Source organism: Psychrobacillus sp. MER TA 171, from assembly GCF_023713305.1.
Lineage (GTDB): Bacteria > Bacillota > Bacilli > Bacillales_A > Planococcaceae > Psychrobacillus.
On record NZ_JAMAWN010000010.1, the window covers coordinates 59,673 to 77,931 of the forward strand.

Below are 18,259 nucleotides of genomic sequence, written 5' to 3' on the forward strand. Positions count from 1 at the left end.
TATTAACTTTCTGTGACAGGCTCTGTTGTTCGAACAACAAATTCGTCATTTTCTACATCAAATACTACACGCTGACCCGTTAAGACTTCACCTTTTAACAGTTCCTCTGAAAGACGATCTTCCACATGCTTTTGTAATGCACGGCGCAACGGACGTGCTCCATATGTTGGATCGTAGCCTTCTGTAGTAATTTTATCTTGAGCAGCTTCAGTAAGTACTAGCTCTATTCCTTGTTCTTTTAAACGCTTCGCTAGCTGCTCTGTCATTAATGTCACAATTTGTTTTAAGTGTTCCTTCTCTAATGAGTGGAATACAATCATTTCATCTAAACGGTTTAAGAATTCAGGACGGAATGCTTTTTTCAATTCTTCCAGCATTTTTCCTTTCATATCTTTATAATCCGTTTTTCCTGCTTCTTGTAAGTTAAACCCTACATGTTTATTATACTTAAGTGCATCTGCTCCAACATTAGATGTCATAATCACTACTGTATTGCGGAAGTCGACTGTGCGACCTTTCGAATCAGTTAATCGACCATCCTCTAATACTTGTAAAAGTATATTGAATACGTCTGGATGTGCTTTTTCAATTTCATCTAATAAAATTACAGAATACGGTTTACGGCGAACTTTTTCAGTCAACTGACCACCATCATCAAAGCCAACATACCCCGGAGGTGAACCTACTAAACGAGAAGTAGAATGTTTTTCCATGTACTCAGACATGTCTACTCGGATCATCGCGTCCTCGTCTCCAAACATTACCTCTGCTAAAGCACGAGCTAACTCCGTTTTACCTACTCCTGTAGGTCCTAAGAAGATAAATGAACCAATTGGTCGCTTCGGATCTTTTAAGCCCGCTCGAGCTCGTCGGATAGCACGAGAAATAGCATCTACCGCTTCTTTTTGTCCGATTACACGTTCATGTAATTTATCCTCCAGCTTTAACAACTTCTCGGACTCTGTTTGAGCTAACTTGGAAACAGGAATTCCAGTCCACATCGAAACGACAGCAGCGATATCCTCGACTGTAACCTCTGACTCTTCTTTTCCTTGTTTTTCTTTCCAAGTATTTTTCATAGTTTCTAATTTATCTTTAATCTTTTGTTCTTTATCTCGGAAAGAAGCTGCCTTCTCAAATTCCTGGCTTTGCACAGCTGCATTTTTCTCAGAGCGAACAGCCTCTAGCTTCGTTTCTAATTCTTTTAAATTAGGAGGAGTTGTATAGGAACGAAGGCGAACCTTAGAACCTGCCTCATCAATTAAATCTATTGCTTTATCAGGCAAGAAACGATCGGAAATGTAACGATCAGACATTTTAACTGCTGCTTCTACTGCTTCATCCGTAATTTTCACACGGTGATGTGCTTCATAACGATCGCGTAACCCATAAATAATTTGTACAGCTTCCTCAGAAGAAGGCTCATCAACTTGGATTGGTTGGAAGCGACGTTCAAGCGCAGCATCTTTTTCAATGTATTTGCGATATTCGTCTAATGTAGTAGCACCGATACATTGAATTTCTCCTCGAGCCAGTGCTGGTTTCAAGATATTAGAAGCATCAATTGCCCCCTCTGCTCCACCTGCACCGATTAACGTATGAAGTTCATCAATGAAAAGAATAACATTTCCTGCTTGGCGAATTTCATCCATCACTTTTTTCAGACGGTCTTCAAATTCACCACGATATTTAGTACCCGCTACAACAGTACCCATATCTAAAGTCATTACACGTTTATCTCTTAAAATTTCAGGAACCTCATTTTGTACGATTTGTTGTGCAAGACCTTCTGCAATAGCAGTCTTACCTACACCTGGCTCCCCAATTAGGACCGGATTATTTTTCGTACGACGAGCTAATATTTCAATAACACGTGTGATTTCCTTGCTACGCCCTATTACAGGATCTAGCGTACCTTCTCTTGCAATTTGTGTTAAATCGCGTGCTAACCCGTCTAATGTCGGTGTACTAGCTGGAGCGACTCCGTTGTTATTACTATTGCTATGAGATTGATCGGAACTTCCTAATAATTGAAGCACTTGCTGACGCGCCTTGTTCAAGCTTACACCTGCATTGTTCAATACTCTTGCTGCTACTCCTTCTCCTTCACGAATTAAAGCAAGAAGTAAATGTTCTGTTCCAATGTATGAGTGACCTAGTTTTCTTGATTCATCTACTGACAGCTCAATGACTTTCTTAGCACGAGGCGTATAGTGAACAATCGGACCAACTTCCTCTGCTCCAGTTCCAACCAGCTCCTCGATCCCTGCCTCTATCACTTTTGGATCTACTTCGATTGCTTCTAATGCTTTTGCGGCAATTCCGCTACCTTCACGGATAAGACCGAGTAAAATATGTTCTGTTCCAATAGATTCATGCTTTAAACGAATAGCCTCTTCTTGAGCTAATTGTAAAACTTTTTGCGATCTTTGCGTAAATCGATTAAACATCATGCAGGTTCCTCTCCTTTTGTATTATCTTTTTCTCCTTTTTGCAAACGTTCCCTTAACAGCTTAGCTCGAAACATGTCACGCTCCGTGGCATTTAAAGTAGTGCCAGCGTACTTTTGTAAAAAACCAGGCTGCATAAAGATCATACATTCATTTAGGATGGACATATCTATATCCTTAATAAGTCCAATATCTATTCCTAAACGCACATCAGACAGACATCTTGCCGCCTCCTCTGTGGTCATTAGACGAGCATAGAATAAGGTTCCTAGTGAACGGTAAAGACGATCCTCCAATGTATTTGGGGAGTGCTGTAAAAGTGCGTCTCTTGCTTCTCTTTCTTTTTGAATAATTTGTTCTGCTATACTTTGAAGATCAGCAAGTATATCTTCCTCAGTCTTACCAAGTGTCGTTTGATTTGATACCTGATAAACATTGCCGAGCGCTTCACTACCCTCTCCATATATTCCTCTTACGACCATACCAAGCCGAGAAATAATGGTTACGATTCGATTCATTTGCTTTGTTTTTGTTAAAGCAGGTAAGTGCATCATGACAGATGCTCTAAGTCCTGTTCCAGTGTTTGTAGGGCAGCTTGTCAAATAACCAAACTGTTCGTCAAATGCATATGGTAATTCCTTTTCTAATAAACGATCTATTGTATCTGCCCGTTCGTAAGCTTGTTGGATTTGGAGTCCTGGAAATAGGCATTGAATTCGAATATGGTCCTCTTCATTCACCATGACACTAACAGACTCATCTTCTGATAAAAGGACAGATCCCGTATTTGGTGAATTTGCGAGCTTAGGACTTATTAAATGTTTTTCAACCAAGACTTGACGCCCTAGCTCAGATACATCTTTAATATGCACAGATGTAAAATTTTTCTGTAATTCTTCATCTGCATCTAACAGTGTGGAGGATACAGATTGGTCAATTTTATGCGCTTCGTCCTCTGTAAATGCTAGAGGGAAGCGAAAACCATTAAGGTTTCTCGCCAAGCGAATTCTGGTGCTCATCACGATGTCAGAATGCTCTCCTTCCCCTTCCATCCAACTAGATCTGGAATTATCTAAAAAGTTCTCAATCGACATGTGAATCGTCACCTCCTCCGGCAAGTTGTTTTTCAAGGTCTTTAACTTCGTCTCTTAACTTCGCGGCATCTTCAAATTGCTCTTGCTCAACTGCCTGCTTCATTTGAGCCCTAATTGCTTCAATTCGTTTCTTTAAAGCTATTTTTTCACCAAGTCGCCCTGGTGCTTTTCCAATATGTGTAGTGTTACCATTGTGTAGACGTTTTAGGGCTTGAGGTAAATGAGGACGGAAGCTTTCGTAGCATGATGCACATCCAAACTTACCCTCTTCTAGAAATCTCTCAATAGACCAGCCACATTCATCACATTCAAGTGTTTTTTGTTGTTTTTGTTGAACTATCTGATCTGCTTGGTTAAACCAATTAGATAGAAGCTGATGAAGAGATAATGGGTCTTGTTTGTATTCAACATAAAACGGGTGGAGGCTATTGGCACAGACCTCACAATAATGTCTTTCAAAGTGTTCTCCGTTATGCACTTGTGTAACCGTCACTTTAGCTGGCCGTTGTTTACAATTTTCACAAATCACCTTATCAACACCCCGTTCAATTTTCACTTTTTTCATATTTTAGTGTTAAAAGCATGGCACATAGTATACGTGCTCGTAGCTCATCTCTTGCTGGTAGTGGGATGGCTAAAGTTGTTCTGTCTAGAGCTGCTAAAATTATCTTCGCCTCTCTTTTGGTAATAACCTCTTCATCCAATAAACGAAAAACAATATCCTCTGTAGTGGATGCAGATGCTCCTGCTTCCAGACTTTGTATTATATGCTCAATTAATTCAGCTTTTGTGTGGGCTCGAACGCGGAGAATTCGAATATACCCACCACCACCACGTTTACTTTCCACCAAATATCCACGATCCAGTGTGAATCGGGTGTTTATTACATAATTTATTTGTGAAGGTACACATTGAAATTTTTCTGCGATCTCGCTTCTTTTGATTTCAATTTGCCCCCTACTTTCTTGTTCGATAATTGCCTTCAAATAACCTTCAATAATGTCAGATATATTTTTCATCTTCTCTCACCTCTTCTCACAAAAACTGACTTTGACTATCTTTGACTATATTATATAATGAATTTTTTGGTTGTGCAATTGATTTGCCTAGCATAAAAGAAACAAAAAAACTACCAACATTTATTGTCAGTAGTTTTAGGGTGTATCAAAATGAAAACTTATATTCTTATATTTGTGAATTGTATTTAAGCTGTGTAATAAAAATTGTTGGCTCTACCTCAATATCATGTACTTTGTAAAAGTGATGTCTTTCATACAAAGCAAGAGCTGGTAAATTTTTGCGCCGGTAGAAACTATTATACTTACAGCTTTTGGAGTAGCGCTCAAAACATGCTGGAGCAACTCAGAAGCTATCCCTTTTCTAAAATAAATTGGGTGGACAACTAACCTACAAATATTTAGTACGTCTCCCTCGTATTCATAGGAGATAAAACCAAGTAGGCTCTCCTTATTGTACTTTCCTATAAAAATCTCTTTAGATACTTTAATATCCTCGATTGTTTCCTTAAGCTGTGGTATGCCTTCAAAACCGATGATCTCTGCTTCCTTGCGGTAAGCCGGAAGCTGTATTTCGAGCATTTCCTCTGCTATAGAATGCTTTTGGTGATCAATTAATCGAATCATATGCACCTCTATTAAATTTTTCTTTTCTTATTGGTTTTTTGGGTCTTCGATACTTGCTTCCATTTATCACGTTCTGTTTTTTGAGCAGCTAAGTTGTTTTTACGCTCGATATGAGCAAGCTCACGCAATAATTTTACATAGCTTACATATCGATCCTCTTTTAGCAAACCAGTTCGAATAGCTTCTTGAATGGCGCAGCCAGGCTCTTTTTTATGCTGACAGTCTCTAAATCTGCATTCGATAGCAAGTTCTTCGATATCCTGAAAACTGTTGCTAATACCCTCGCTAGAATCCCAGAGCTGGAACTCTCTCATTCCCGGGGTATCAATTAATAGTCCACCACCAGGTAATAAGGAAAGCTCTCTATGAGTGGTTGTATGACGCCCTTTACTGTCATCCGCTCGAATATCGCTAACCTCCATTACATCCTCACCAGATAGAGCATTGATCAAAGAGGATTTCCCTACGCCTGAAGAACCTAGTAAGGCCCCCGTTTTACCGTTGACTAGGAGAGCGGCTAAGTCATCTATTCCCTCTCCCGTGACACTAGATACAGCGAATACATTTACGCCGAATGCAATCGTTTCGACTTCACTGATGAAATAATCCACCTGTTCACAAGCGTCTTTTTTCGTTAGTACCACGACAGGTGTAGCACCAGAATCCCAAGCTGCAAGTAGATAGCGCTCTAACCTTCTTACATTAAAATCATGGTTGAGTGACATCACTAAAAATACATAGTCTACATTCACTGCTACCAATTGGATTTCTGTTGTTGTACCTGCCACTTTTCTTGAGAATTGGGATTGTCTCGGTAGAACCTGTTGAATAATACCTTTATCTTCTCCAGGCATCTGCTCTAAAACCACCCAATCTCCTACGGCTGGATAGGCTTCACGGTTGTGATCAAACTTAAATCTACCCGATAGAGAGCAAAGCCACTCACCTTCATTCGTAATTACTCGATAAGAATGCTTATGCTCGAGTAAAACTCGACCTACTAATCCTTTGTTCGACATCTTTTCTTCCCATTTACTATTCCATCCATACTGTTCGATTAAATTCAATTTCAATTTCCTCCTAATTTTCCCATTAAAATATTTGAATCGCCATTATTTTAAGCGAATTACTGGGCAACAAAAAAACCATGATTGCTCGAATCAGCAATCATGGTCTCCCGTTCATTAGTAAAGAAATTTCAAAAAGTATGAAGAAATAAGCTCGATTGTCTGTATACAATCAAACTAATACCTATTCCGCCTACATTTTAGAAAATAACAGGGTAAGACATCATGAACTTACTGATTCGAATCGAATTATATACAATAGCCATAATGCCTCACCTCTTTCTTTAAGTTAAATTCAGAATACTACAAGTTTTTGAAATATGCAATAGGCAATTATGCCGTTACATCACGTTTTGTAAATGACCAGTAGCTCGTCACAAGGAAAACTGCAAGGTAAATAAGAATTACGACAATAGAGAAGGCCATCGTCATTCCCTCTATTGAGGGATCATTTGCGCCAATGTATTGCCCCAAATTTGTATTAGCAAATAAAATATATTTCGAAGCCTCGATTTTCAGCGCCGCAAGAACTCCTGTAACTTGTACTCCTGTAAACATCAAGAAAATAGATATTCCTATTGCCAATGAGCTCGAACGGAAAACAGAGCCAATCATAAAGGCCAACGTTCCAATCACTAATACATTGATTAGCGATAAAGCAGTTAACAGTAACAATCTACCCCAGAATGAAACTTCAACTACAGCTCCGTCTACTAACTCTAACTGGGTTCCTGGTACATTATCAAAGAATATATAGCCAAAAATGATGCCTGAAATAAGAAGAATACCAGTCATTGCTACTGCAAATAAACCAACCGTTAACAGTTTAGACGTAAGGATCTTCCAACGCTTTACTGGTCTTGTTAATAACATTTTAATCGTTCCTTGAGAAAACTCAGAAGCTACAATACCACCGGCAACAACTACTGTAAGTAATGTAACAACTGACATCATACTAGGAAGGCCGGTGATAAAGCCTTGTGCACTATCATCTATAATTGGTGGCAGTTCATTATCCAATCTATATTTAGTTATTTCAGGTTCCTCCGCAACGGCCGTCATCTGGCTCACTGTTATAGTTTCTCCTGAATCGTCCTGTCCTACTTCTAAGGAATTCATCCATTTCACAAAGCCCGCAGAACCAAGCATTACCAATACGAGCAGTATAGCCATGATCCAGGTTGCTTTTTTACTCCATAGTTTTAACCACTCATTTCGTACGAGATTCAGCAATTTGTCCACCTCCTGTAATTTCTAAGAATTGATCTTCTAATGTTTTTCTATTTGGAGTGATGGAATAGATTTGTAGGCCATTCGCAATCATCTCTGCAACTAATGCAGGCACTTCCTCTTTATTAAGTGGGATTATAAAACCACTTCCTTGAGCTTCCATTGTAATCTCTTTATGTTTAAAGAAATCTACTACTTTTTCTAGTTCAGATGCTTCGATGTAATAATAAGATTTTTGCTGTTCATTTACCTCTTGAATAGATAAGAGCTTCCCATTTTGAATAACGGCAATTCTATCACACATTAATTCTATCTCTGCGAGCAAATGACTTGAAACAAAGATAGCAACACCATCTTCTACTGCGATCTTTTTTAAGTATGTGCGGAATTCCCGAATCCCTGCAGGATCTAACCCGTTTGTGGGCTCGTCTAAAATAAGAAATTTAGGCTTATGTAGGATAGCCTGTGCTAGGCCAAGACGCTGTCTCATTCCTAAAGAATAGGTGGATACCTTTTCGTGAATACGCTTTTGAAGTCCCACCTGAGCAATTACTTCATCAATACGTTCTTTGGTGATGTTCTTATTCATTCGAGCAAAATGAACGAGATTTTTATATCCGCTCATAAACTTATACATTTCAGGGTTCTCTACAATTACCCCTACCTTGCTCATGGACCCCTCAAAATCCTCGGACAAAGGCTTGCCTTCTATAAATACCTCTCCCGATGTTGGCTTCATAAGACCAGTCATCATCCGTATAGTTGTTGTTTTCCCTGCTCCATTCGGCCCTAAGAATCCTGTTATTTGCCCAGAATACAAGTCTAATGTCAGGTCGTCGATAATTTTCTTTTTCCCAATTATTTTAGAAAGATTTTGTAACCTTACTATTGTTTTTTGTTCCAAATTAACTCACCTTCCTTATCACTAATTTTGTCCCTATTAAGTTATACGTCTCAAACTTAAATAAGTTCTATAAAAATCTAATTAATTTGTTTACCTTCTAAGCGAACAATTCAAAAAATAAAAAACACCAATCCACTTTAATTAGATTGGTGTAATCCCATATTAATTATAAAGATGACAGGCAACAAAATGGCCTGGTTCCTGCTCTTGCCAAATTGGCTTTTTCTCTGCACATATAGACATCGCGTGAGGGCATCTTGTCCGAAATACACAACCCGATGGTGGATTGATCGGACTTGGTAGCTCGCCTTGTAGGATAATCCGTTGACGGGATTCCTCAATATCAGGATCTGGAATTGGAATTGCCGACAACAATGCCTGCGTATAAGGATGTAATGGGCTTTCATAAAGCTGACTACTTGTTGTTAGTTCAACCATATGCCCTAAATACATTACACCAATACGATCAGAAATATATTTAACCATAGATAGATCATGAGCGATAAATAAGTAGGTTAACCCTTTTTCCTTTTGAAGACGCTGTAACAATTTTACTACTTGAGCTTGTACAGAAACGTCCAATGCAGATATTGGCTCATCTGCTATGATAAATTCTGGATCTAATGCCAGGGCTCGCGCAATTCCTATACGTTGTCTTTGTCCGCCTGAGAATTCATGTGGATACCTATTAGCATGATCTCGATTTAGTCCGACATCTTCTAACAGCTCATAAACTCTTTCTCTAACCTCTTTTTTAGAGCTATATAATTTATGAATTTCGATAGGCTCTGCAATAATTTCGAGGACTGTGGACCTAGGATTTAGAGATGCGTAGGGATCTTGGAAAATCATTTGCATTTTCTTCAAATAGTCTTTGCGTTCTTTATCATTCATTTCATGTACATTCTTTTGTTCGAATAGCACATCTCCCTCAGTCCGGTTATACAGACCTAGGATAGTACGTCCAGCGGTAGATTTACCACAGCCCGATTCCCCTACTAAGCCAAATGTTTCTCCCTTGAGAATGTCAAAGCTAATCCCATCCACTGCCTTTAAAGTGCTACCTTGACCAATATCAAAATGTCTCTTTAAATCCTTTACAGATAATAGTACATTCTCCGTCATATCTTTCCCCCCTAAACGGCATATCTTCTCACAGCACATATCTCTTTTTGTAGCTTGGAGCCTTCTAATACTAAAATTTCCACTGACTTTCCTGTTGAAGGTGAATGTAATAATTGACCATTCCCATAGTAAAATCCAACATGACGAACTGAGCCTGTGCCTTCGTCATTTGCAAAAAATAGCAAGTCTCCCTTTTTCCATGAAGAAGGTTCATCCTTAGAGACCTCTATGCCTTCTATCGCCTGATCACTTGCATCGCGTGGGATAAAATAGCCACACGCCTTTAACATGTTGTATGAAAATCCTGAGCAATCAAAGCCATATGGAGACATCCCTCCCCATAGATATGGTAAGTCTAAGTAGGCTTCCCCCAACCTCACAGTTTCCTCTAGTGGGAGTTTTGGTAATTGTTCCTTAGATGCAGCATATTGTACATTTTCTTTTCGGAGCAGCCCCTCTCCATGTGGCGCTCGAACCTTATAGAAATCATCCGTTTCAGATAGAACAGGTAGAATTGTATTAAAAGGTAGAATCAGTAATGGTTTTTCTTCCGTATCCCATAACTGGGTTCTTGTACCCTTTACTCGAACAATTCCTTGGTTGCCAGCCTCTACTATTTCTTTCAATTGAGCCAACGGCACCCAACCCGGATAGCCTCTTTCGTCTTTTTTAGAGGGCTGCCAGACTGCAATTATTTTAGCCCAATCGTCCTTTATCTCATCCACAATAACTGGCTCTCCATAAAGAAGCTGAGTTTGAACACGGTTCTCATCACAAAGGGCTAGTCGCTCCTTGTATGGCAAAGCTTCTAGCCATTCAACAAGCTGTACAGGATTAGATATTCCAGGACCATCTACTTCCCGAGCTGAAGACGGCTCTGTCCAGACCGTCGCAACCTTTACTGCACAAGCCCAATAACTTTTTTCTATTGTCATTTTTGTCCCTCCCCTATTTTAACGCTCGCAATGCCTAGCCCATAGGATTTCGAAAAGGTCATCGTGCTAGCTTGGTAGACGATACCGCCTGTAACAATGTCCTCCGCCAGCATTAAAGGAGCATCAAAATCATAAAAAAGGATATTAGGCTGACTCGCTGCCAAATGAGCTGCTGCTGTTATACCTATTTTAGTTTCAATCATACTCCCTACCATACAGGTGATATCATTTGCCTCTGCCAATGTATTAATCTTTAATGCCTGATAAATGCCACCAGATTTCATTAATTTAATATTAATCAAGTCTGCAGCCCGCATTTCTAATACACGCTTAGCATCATAAATCGAGAAAACACTCTCATCTGCCATAATAGGGGTTGCTGTTCGTTCAGTTACGTATTTTAAGCCTTCTAGATCCTCAGCAGGAACCGGCTGCTCGACAAACTCAATCTTAAGCCCAGCGTCTTCCATAGTACCTATAGCGCGTACGGCTTCTTTTGCATTCCATCCCTGATTGGCATCGAGCCTTATTTTAATATCTTTTCCTACTCGCCTCCTAATAGCCTCAATACGTTCAATATCCTCTTGTATCGTACCTATTCCAACCTTTACTTTGAGTATTTGAAACCCTTCTCTTACGTAGCGCTCAGCATCCTCTGCCATTTCAGCTGGTTCATTGACACTCACAGTAAAATCCGTTGTAAGGCTATTTCGATAGCCTCCTAAATATTGATAAAGTGGTAGCTCAGCATATTGGCCCAAAAGGTCAAAGATTGCCATGTCAACTGCAGCTTTCGCACTCGTATTTCTGACAAGTGCTTTATGGAGCTTCTGAAAAATTATCTCCTTTTCTAGTAAAGAAAGTCCGATTAGCTGCGGAGAAATAATTTCATTTATAGCGTATTGGATACTTTCTAATGACTCACCAGTGATCACATGAGTAGGAGGTGCCTCTCCGTAACCTACTTTTCCTTCATCAGAGGTTACCTTCACGACAACGGAAAAAGCAGTGGTAACTGTACGCAATGCTGTTTTGAAAGGTTTAGTCAGTGGAACAGCAACATAAAACGTTTCAATAGCTTGTATTTTCACCCTAAATTCCTCCTACTCTACTCCTGGTAATATAGATAACGTTAGGTTCTCTGTATTTAACATGCCGTCTACTCCTAATGGAATCGCAAAGTGAGGCTGACAGTGTCCGATAAGAAAACCTTTTATTGCTGGTTTACCTAAGTTCCCTAAGTAATGGTCAAAAACCTCATCCATTGTAAGAGATTTTTTACCTCTCCTTGGCTCCGCGTCACAGAAGTCTCCAATGACGAATCCAGCAGCTGCATCTAGCTTGCCAGCTAAACGTAGCTGATTTAGCATTCCGTCTACCTTATATGGCTCTTCTCCAATGTCCTCTATTAGCAGAAGCTTACGATTGGTATCCACTTCATATTTGGTCCCAATTCCGCTTGCAAGAAGAGAGAGATTTCCACCAACCAGCTCCCCTCTGGCTACCCCAGGAGCAACTATGGATAAAGGAGATATATCCTCTGTGTAATGTAACTCTATTGGCTGAAACAGCTGATAAAACATTTTTTTGGATAGCTCATTAAATGTACTTTTACCCACGTCTGAAGCTAACATGGGACCATGGAATGTGACAATATCCGAATATAAATTCATTGCACTATGTAAATAAGTGATGTCTGAATAACCCCAAAAAATTTTCGGATTTTCATTCATTAATTGATAATCGATTTGGTCTGCATACCTTGCAGTACCGTATCCTCCGCCAGCACAAATTATTCCATTGATGTTAGGGTCTGCGAACATCTCATGTAAATCCTCTAGTCGCTCTTCGTCTGTGCCCGCTAAATACCCGTTAACTTGCTCTACACTTTTTCCCATTCTATAAGATAATCCTAATTCCTCTAAAAACGATAGGGAGCGTTTCAGTTGATCTAAGTTAGGAGGACTAGCTGGAGCAATAATTCCAATTGTATCCCCTTTTTTCAATCTATTTGGCTTTATTTTCATATGTATAATCTCCTTTGTTTTTAAAGAAAAGGGCGGCACTTGCAAAAGTGCCGCATCTTTTGTTTGGGAATAAATACTTTTATTCCTTATCTGCCCATTTTAAATCCATGTATCCAACTGGATGTCTTACAATACCTTTAACATTCGATTTCTCTAGTGTTACTTGGTTGTAATAGTGGATTGGAATAACAGGCATTTCTTCCATTAAGAATTTGTCAGCCTCTATTAGCATATCCCAACGTTTTTGCTCATCTGTTTCATTTTTAATATCAGCAATCATTTTATCGAACTCTGGGCTAGACCAAGTAGTACGATTCATAGAAGAACCAGTAATGAAGCTTTCTAATGCGTTTACAGGATCAGCATAGTCAAATAAGAAGGAAGAGCGTGATAACATGTATTTGAACTCTTTTTGCTCTGAAGCAAATACGCTAGCCTCTACATTTTGTAGTGCTACTTCTACTCCTAGAACTTCCTTAAATTTACTTTGAAGTGCCTCTGCAATTTTCTTGTGTGTATCACTTGTAGAATAAGTTAACGTTACTTGAGGTAATTCTGTGTAACCTTCCTCTTTCATACCTTCTGCTAAAAGTGCTTTTGCTTTTTCCGCATCATGCTGTATTAGCTTTCCAGCAGTCTCTCTAAATTCCTTGCCATCAGGACCTTTAAATCCGTATGGTACAAATCCCTCAGCAGGTTTCTCGCCATTTTTCGTAACGAATTCTACGATTTCTTGTTGGTCAACAGCCATACCAAATGCTTGGCGAATTTTTTTGTTTGTAAATGGTTCCATTGAAACGTTATAGCGGAAGAAATACAGACCGGCTTGGTCTTCGTTTTTTAACTCCGGATCATCTTTTAATTGGTCTGCAAGCTCTGCTGGAACACCAGAGACATCTAAATCACCTGTTGAGTACATTTGATATTCTGTATTCGAATCATCAATCATTGCCCACTCGACTTTGTCTAGCTTCACAGTTTCAGCATCCCAATAGCTTTCGTTTTTCTCAAAAGTGAAGCTTACATCATGATCCCAACTAGCCAATTTAAAAGGACCATTCCCAACAAATGATTCTGCTTCTGTAAACCATTCAGGATTTTCTGTAGCTACCTTCTCGTTGACCGGGAAGAAGCTTGGGTTCGTGATAATATTTAAAAATGCTTCAGTTGGAGCAGCAAGTTTAACTTCAAATACTTTCTCACTAACAGCTTTAATCGCTACTGCATCAGCTGCTCCTTCTCCATTGTTATAAGCCTCTGCCCCTTCAATAAAATAGGCCAAGAACGCTGCTGGAGAAGCAGTTTCAGGATTTAACATATGCAACCATCCATAAACAAAATCTCCTGCTACAACAGGGTCTCCATTAGACCATTTTGCATTTTCACGAATCGTAAATGTATACGTTAGCCCATCCTCTGATATATCAATCTTCTCCGCCGTAGCCTCTTCAGCTTGATGGTCTTTGTTTAATCTTACTAGACCCTCCATAAGGTTGTTTAACGCGCTCCATGATACTGCATCAAACCCTACCGATGGATCAAATGACGTTGGCTCATTGCCATTATTTAGCTTAAGTACTTTTTCTGCCTCTGGAGCAGGTTCCTCTTTACCCTCGTCCGTCTTTGTTGTCGTCGGCTCAGTCTCGGTCGGTGTCTTCCCAGCCTCTTCATTGGCTGTACACGCGCTTAACACAAGAACAAACAAAGCCACAATTAATAATGAAAGCCATTTTTTCATCCTAGTTTCCCCCTCTGTATTGTATATGTGAATGCACTTGCGCGCTCTCATCCTTTTTACTTTTGTAATTGTAAAACCTTTGCTCTGTCATCCTGGAGCCAGCAATCTACCTTATGGGCATCTGATAGCTTACTTGTAAATGGATACACATGATCACATACTTCCATGGCAAACTTGCATCGTGCAGTAAACGGACAGCCAGTAGGAGGTGAGAAAAGGTCAGGTGGTGTTCCATCAATTGGCTGCAACTCCTCATCCATTAAATCCAAACGTGGAACTGAGTTTAGAAGCCCTTGAGTATAAGGATGCTGTGGAGTGTAAAAAATTTCTCTTTTATCCCCTATCTCCACAATTTTACCTGCATACATCACCGCTATGCGATCAGCTATCTTTGCTACTACCCCTAAATCATGAGTAATTAAAATAATTGAAATATCGGTTTTCCTTTGAATTTCTTCAAAGAGCTCCAATATTTGTGCTTGTATCGTTACGTCTAAGGCAGTGGTAGGTTCATCTGCTATAAGCAGTTCTGGATCACAGATTAAAGCAATGGCGATTACGATACGCTGTCTCATCCCACCAGAGAATTGGTGAGGATACTGTTTTAATCTTTCCGAAGGATTCGGGATGCCTACCAGGTTTAGCATTTCGATTGCCTTTAGCCTAGCCTCTTGTTTTCCAACCTTCTTATGTGTCCTCAAACCTTCCGTTAACTGCTCCCCTATAGTAAGCGTAGGATTTAAGGCTGTCATAGGGTCTTGAAAAATCATGGATACATCAATACCTTGGATCTTTCTGAGTTCTGATTTACTTAGCTTCGTAAGCTCTTTGTTTTTAAATAAGATACTTCCATTCTTAATCTTGCCTGCTGGCTCCGGTATCAATCCCATGATGGCATTAGAGGTCACACTCTTACCACAGCCAGATTCACCAACGATTGCTAATGTTTCACCTTTATATAAATCAAAGTTGACTCCCCTGACTGCTTCTACCTCTCCCCCATACGTTTTAAATGAAACTTGTAGGTTATTAACCTGTAATATTTTTTCATCCGTTATCTTCTTTCTTGCTTTCTTACCGTTAGGCCTAGCTAAAGAGTCACCCGATTGTAAGGATGCAGCTACTTCATCTACTTTCCCTCGAGCAAGTTCCTTTGCATGATCTAATTGATGTTCATTCATCCATTCTTACCTCCTAAGCTTTGGATCAAGTGCATCCTGTAAGCCATCTCCTAATACATTAAATGCAAACATTGTCACAGAGATAAAGAATGCAGGGAAAAACAACCTCCACCAATGGCCAGATAAAATTACTGGCAAGGCATCATTTGCCATTACACCCCAGCTGGCAGCGGGTGCAGATACTCCTAGTCCTAAAAAACTAAGAAATGCCTCTGCAAATATCGCACTCGGTACAGTAAGAGTCATTTGGACAATAATAGGACCCATCGTATTAGGCAATAAGTTTTTCCGTATGATTCTTGAGCTTTTGGCACCAAAGGATTTGGATGCAGTTACAAATTCATAATTTTTAATCTGTAATACCTGGCCCCGTACAATCCTAGCCATACCTACCCAGCCAGTTACCGTTAACGCCACTATAATGGTTGTTAGACTTGGACCCATTACAACCATCAATAAAATAACTACCAGTAAATGCGGTAGACCATAAAGTACTTCAATAATACGCATCATGATCGCATCTGCTCTGCCGCCTTTGTAACCACTAAAGCCTCCATAAATAATTCCAATAAAGAAATCAATTAATGCAGCCATTACCCCTACAAATAACGAAACCCTAGCACCGTACCATGTTCTTGTAAAAACATCTCGACCTGCCTCGTCCGTACCGAACCAATGCTCAGCTGATGGACCTTGATTTTGCATTGGATAATTTACTTCATCCATATCATAGGGTGAAAAGATCGGACCAAATATAGCAAACAGGGTGAGAAGAACTAAAAAGAGCAGTCCTCCCATTGCAAGCTTATTTTTCTTTAGTCTTCTCCATGCATCCTTCCAATAGGACAAAGAAGGTCTTACAACAGATTCGGCTTCTCCCTCTTCTTTTACTTTTGGACGAAACCATTCATCCTTTATTTCTACTGGGGATACAGTCTCTTGTGTTTTAACCATTAAGCATCCCCCTCTTTACGATGTAATTTGATACGTGGATCTAATATGCCATAGACAATGTCTACTAAGAACAGCATAAATACTAAGAATGCACTATAAAAGACCGTCGTTCCCATGATAACTGGATAATCACGATTATTAATGCTTTCTACAAAGTATTTTCCCATTCCTGGAATGGCAAAAATGCGTTCTATTACGAAGGTACCTGTTAGAATACCTGCTAACATCGTACCCATAATGGTTACTACTGGCATTAAGGCATTTCTTAAGGCATGACGAAAAACAATTCTAACTGGAGAAAGTCCTTTAGCTCTTGCCATTTTGATATAATCCTGTGTCAATACTTCTAGCATGCTGGATCTAGTCAAACGAGCGATTATTGCCGTAGGTCCCGTGGCCAATGCTAGGGTTGGAAGAATCATATGCAACGGACTACTCCAAGTGGCTGGCGGTAATAACTCCCACGTTACTGCCACTTGCTGAATCAGTAAAGTAGCTAAAACAAAGTTAGGAACTGATATACCAATTACCGCAAAAGTCATAGCCAAATAATCAATAACACCGTTATGCCGGAGAGCTGCCAATGTACCTAAAAGAACCCCAGACAATAAAGCAACTAGGATAGTTGCCATCCCTAACTCAAAGGAAATTGGAAATCCCCTTGCTAACAGTTCATTGACTGATTCATTTGGTTTTTTAATCGATGGACCAAAATCGAATGTAACAATTGACTTCAAATAGTTCAAATATTGGACGTACATAGGCTGGTCTAGCTTATAAAACTTTTCTAAGTTTGCTTGAATAGTAGGATTCGAAGTTCTTTCACCATCAAAAGGAGAACCCGGTATGGTGTGCATTAATGCAAATGTGAGAGTCGCGATGATGAGGATTGTTGCTATCATCATCATAAAACGCTTAATAATATACTTCGTCACGGCAGGCTTCCTCCTAACAGAATTTGGTTTGCATTGCTAGCTCTACCATGACAAGCATCGCACGATACGCTTCAAGAATATCTTTTGCTTCAAATTTTACGATAGTTGTTCCTTCTATTATTTCACAGCCAGGCATAAGTGCTGCCCACTCAGCTTGTCCGTAGTTTGTAAATTCAATTTTTAATATTGGGTGCTCGGGAGGTGTCAGTGGTGGAATATGATTTCTTTTTTTAATAGCCTCTGCTACTTTTTCTTTAAGAAGGGCTTGTGATTTTTGAGGATGTAATGTTTTTACAGCAGACCTAGATATAGACTGCTTTACAGCAGCTGTTACAATGCCAGGTATAAGAGCTTCTGCCTCTCGACAAGCTCCGTCATCTCCAGCAACCATAATGACAGGAACTCCGTAATAGCCAGCCACGTATGCATTAAGTCCAAGCTCGCCTATCTCTACGTCATTGATGTACATATTACGAACTCCAAAAATCATGGAATGGCTCATAACCCCAGGTTGTCCTGCTCTAGAATGATATCCCGCAAATACTGCTCCTATGTAACTTTCGTCTAAAGACTGTACCATCGAATAAGGCTTAAGGTCTCCTGTTATTAAAGAGGCTTCTGGATGTAATTCCTCCACTAAAAGATTATTCATTTTTGAATGGCTGTCATTAACTAGGACCTCGTTAACTCCTGTAGATAGTGCCCCTTCTATAATTGCATTGGCTTCTTGCGTCATGATGCGTCTTGCTCTTTCATAGTTATGCTTGTTCGACTCCACAAATGTGTAATCCGGCAGACCTGTTATGCCTTCCATATCAACCGAAAGAAATAGCTTCAATACATTCTCCCCCAAATTCTAACTCTATTTTTCTATTAGTAAGACCAACTTTATCAAAATTTACGGAAAATTACAATATCTCGTTTTTGCTACATGTTTAGTATATTAAAAAAAAATTAATAAATTCATTTCTTCCTT

Annotated in this window: 17 protein-coding genes; all 17 read right to left on the reverse strand. The window is 39.6% G+C overall.

The window, feature by feature from the left end; genetic code table 11:
• Window positions 1-2: 2 nt before the first annotated feature.
• The 17 genes from M3627_RS11120 to M3627_RS11200 all read right to left on the reverse strand — a co-directional run bounded on the left by M3627_RS11120 (window position 3) and on the right by M3627_RS11200 (window position 18,121).
• On the reverse strand, window positions 3-2,453 hold the full coding sequence (locus tag M3627_RS11120) for an ATP-dependent Clp protease ATP-binding subunit (RefSeq protein ID WP_169359396.1): 2,451 nt from the start codon (window positions 2,451-2,453) through the stop codon (window positions 3-5).
• Complete coding sequence (gene mcsB / locus M3627_RS11125; protein ID WP_169359397.1) at window positions 2,450-3,544, reverse strand: protein-arginine kinase McsB; 1,095 nt, start codon at window positions 3,542-3,544, stop codon at window positions 2,450-2,452. Before mcsB ends, M3627_RS11120 begins: the two co-directional genes overlap by 4 nt.
• Window positions 3,534-4,100 carry a UvrB/UvrC motif-containing protein gene (locus M3627_RS11130; protein WP_353056461.1) on the reverse strand — a complete coding sequence of 189 codons (567 nt, stop codon included), beginning with the start codon at window positions 4,098-4,100 and terminating at the stop codon, window positions 3,534-3,536. The genes mcsB and M3627_RS11130 overlap by 11 nt, the downstream gene beginning before the upstream one ends.
• Window positions 4,090-4,563: a CtsR family transcriptional regulator gene (locus tag M3627_RS11135; protein WP_169359399.1), complete on the reverse strand. Its 474-nt coding sequence runs from the start codon at window positions 4,561-4,563 to the stop codon at window positions 4,090-4,092. The genes M3627_RS11130 and M3627_RS11135 overlap by 11 nt, the downstream gene beginning before the upstream one ends.
• Before the next feature lie 213 nt (window positions 4,564-4,776).
• Complete coding sequence (locus M3627_RS11140; RefSeq protein ID WP_240949691.1) at window positions 4,777-5,187, reverse strand: GNAT family N-acetyltransferase; 411 nt, start codon at window positions 5,185-5,187, stop codon at window positions 4,777-4,779.
• A gap of 11 nt (window positions 5,188-5,198) precedes the next feature.
• Window positions 5,199-6,206 carry a ribosome small subunit-dependent GTPase A gene (rsgA, locus tag M3627_RS11145; protein ID WP_169359431.1) on the reverse strand — a complete coding sequence of 336 codons (1,008 nt, stop codon included), beginning with the start codon at window positions 6,204-6,206 and terminating at the stop codon, window positions 5,199-5,201.
• Window positions 6,207-6,587: 381 nt separating this feature from the next.
• The gene (locus M3627_RS11150; RefSeq protein WP_169359400.1) at window positions 6,588-7,487 is read right to left on the reverse strand and encodes an ABC transporter permease subunit; all 900 of its coding nucleotides are present in this window, start codon (window positions 7,485-7,487) and stop codon (window positions 6,588-6,590) included.
• A complete protein-coding gene (locus M3627_RS11155; protein ID WP_169359401.1) occupies window positions 7,465-8,388 on the reverse strand; it encodes an ABC transporter ATP-binding protein in 924 nt (307 codons plus the stop codon). Before M3627_RS11155 ends, M3627_RS11150 begins: the two co-directional genes overlap by 23 nt.
• Window positions 8,389-8,550: 162 nt before the next feature.
• Window positions 8,551-9,513, reverse strand: a complete 963-nt coding sequence (locus tag M3627_RS11160; protein ID WP_169359402.1) for an ABC transporter ATP-binding protein — start codon at window positions 9,511-9,513, stop codon at window positions 8,551-8,553.
• 11 nt (window positions 9,514-9,524) lie between these two features.
• Window positions 9,525-10,448 carry a C40 family peptidase gene (locus M3627_RS11165; protein WP_169359403.1) on the reverse strand — a complete coding sequence of 308 codons (924 nt, stop codon included), beginning with the start codon at window positions 10,446-10,448 and terminating at the stop codon, window positions 9,525-9,527.
• Entirely contained in the window at window positions 10,445-11,539 is a 1,095-nt protein-coding gene (locus M3627_RS11170) for an enolase C-terminal domain-like protein (RefSeq protein WP_169359404.1), read from the reverse strand. The genes M3627_RS11165 and M3627_RS11170 overlap by 4 nt, the downstream gene beginning before the upstream one ends.
• Window positions 11,540-11,551: 12 nt before the next feature.
• Window positions 11,552-12,475 (reverse strand): S66 peptidase family protein, encoded by a 924-nt coding sequence (locus M3627_RS11175; RefSeq protein WP_169359405.1) that lies wholly within the window; start codon window positions 12,473-12,475, stop codon window positions 11,552-11,554.
• Between the two features lie 79 nt (window positions 12,476-12,554).
• Complete coding sequence (locus M3627_RS11180; RefSeq protein ID WP_169359406.1) at window positions 12,555-14,213, reverse strand: peptide ABC transporter substrate-binding protein; 1,659 nt, start codon at window positions 14,211-14,213, stop codon at window positions 12,555-12,557.
• A 56-nt stretch (window positions 14,214-14,269) separates the two neighbouring features.
• Window positions 14,270-15,394, reverse strand: coding sequence for an ABC transporter ATP-binding protein (locus tag M3627_RS11185; RefSeq protein WP_169359407.1), 1,125 nt, complete (start codon window positions 15,392-15,394; stop codon window positions 14,270-14,272).
• 6 nt (window positions 15,395-15,400) lie between these two features.
• Entirely contained in the window at window positions 15,401-16,348 is a 948-nt protein-coding gene (locus M3627_RS11190) for an ABC transporter permease (protein ID WP_169359408.1), read from the reverse strand.
• Window positions 16,348-17,283 (reverse strand): ABC transporter permease, encoded by a 936-nt coding sequence (locus tag M3627_RS11195; RefSeq protein ID WP_169359409.1) that lies wholly within the window; start codon window positions 17,281-17,283, stop codon window positions 16,348-16,350. The genes M3627_RS11190 and M3627_RS11195 overlap by 1 nt, the downstream gene beginning before the upstream one ends.
• A gap of 13 nt (window positions 17,284-17,296) precedes the next feature.
• Entirely contained in the window at window positions 17,297-18,121 is an 825-nt protein-coding gene (locus M3627_RS11200) for a M55 family metallopeptidase (protein WP_169359410.1), read from the reverse strand.
• Between the last annotated feature and the right edge of the window lie 138 nt (window positions 18,122-18,259).